The sequence below is a fragment of the Protofrankia sp. CiP1_Cm_nod4 genome, from assembly GCF_982290645.1.
In genome coordinates, this window is record NZ_CEVIVC010000156.1 from 1 (window position 1) to 1,484 (window position 1,484).

A 1,484-nucleotide genomic window follows, 5' to 3' on the forward strand; every position below is an offset into this window, starting at 1 on the left:
TGTCCTTGCCGGTGAAATCCAGCAGCATGATCCGGTAGTCGGTCGCGAAATCTGAGCCGCCCGACAGGATCAGATGCCGTTTCGCGGTGCTCCGCGGTGGATCGGTGTGTCATGAGGTGCAACGTCACACAGCCAGGTAGTTCCAGGTGTTGCCGGAATGTTGTCGTCCTGGTCGGAGGGCCGCGGGGGCATCGGGATCCTTGGTCGTCGGCACACCGCACTTCGCGCCCTGCCTGCCATCGCCCACCTCGCCTGCCGGCAAGATGGCAGACCCTGGCCGACCCTGGGGCAAATCGAATAAATCAGTATAAAATAGTATAAAAAATTCATTTATTACCATATTCGATCAGGGCGCGAAAAATCTGGGCCGGTCTCCACCGGCTGGAACAGTGCTGGCTATGTTGTCCGCAGTGACATCGAGGTAGCTGTGATCTGATACGGGGCAGAACACTGTGGACGTCCTACTGCTTGGTCCGGTGCAGTTGCTGAAATCGGGGCGGGTCGTCGAGGTAGGACGACCGCAGCGTTGTCTGGTGCTCGCGGCGCTGGCGGCCGATGCGGGCAGGCCCGTATCCACCAAGACGTTGATCGACCGGGTGTGGGGTGAGGGCGACGGGCCCGAGCGCCCCAGCCGTAGCCTGCATGCGCATATCAGCGGGCTACGCCGGCTGTTCGAACAGCACTCCGACGAACAGCGCGCAGTGCGGATCCCGCGCCGTGCCGAGGGCTACATTCTTGATCTCGGCCCCGAACGGGTGGATGTCTTCCGCATGCGCCGCCTGCTGGAACATGCCAGGACCGCGGATGGAGACGACGGAGCGCTCCCTGCGCTTCGTGAAGCAGTACGGTTGTGGCGCGGTGAACCGCTGGTAGGGCTGACGGAGTCACTGTGGGTTGAACGGATCCGGCGGATCTGGCGGCAGGAGTGGAAAGAGGTGGTCGTGGCCTGGGCGTCCGCCGAACTGAAGGCAGGGAATGCGCCAGCCGTGATCGAACCGCTTCGGGACCTCACCCATGATGATCTCTGTTATGAGGGTCTGGTCACTGTGCTGATGCGAGCTCTGTACGCCACTGGCAAACGCGGCGAGGCCCTGGCCCTGTACCGGTCGGCGCGTGACCGGATAGTCGAGGATCATGGTTTGGAGCCCGGCCCCGAGATGATGCAGGTGCATCTCGGAATCCTCCGCGGCGACCTCGAGGAACAGGCGCCACGGCAGTATGCGGGCGCATCGTACAACCACATTCCTACCGCATCGCAAGAACAAAAAAGTACCACATCTCGAGACCGGGATCCTGCCGTATCGCCCGAACAGGCGCATATCATGTTGCGGGGACAGGCACCGGGCACGCCGCTGATGGTGGGCAGTCTTCCACCGCGAGCGGATAGTTTCCAGCAGCGAGCCGAGTCCGAGAAACTGCACAACGCCACCAGGCCAGGGCAGACCACGGTGCTCACGCAGGTGGTCGCCGGCCTGGGCGGAGTG

Annotated in this window: 1 protein-coding gene; it reads left to right on the forward strand. The window is 62.7% G+C overall.

The window, feature by feature from the left end; translation table 11 throughout:
• Positions 1-452: 452 nt before the first annotated feature.
• Positions 453-1,484, forward strand: a 1,032-nt coding sequence (locus AC5LSR_RS20765) for an AfsR/SARP family transcriptional regulator (protein WP_250285793.1), incomplete at its 3' end; no start/stop codon positions are given.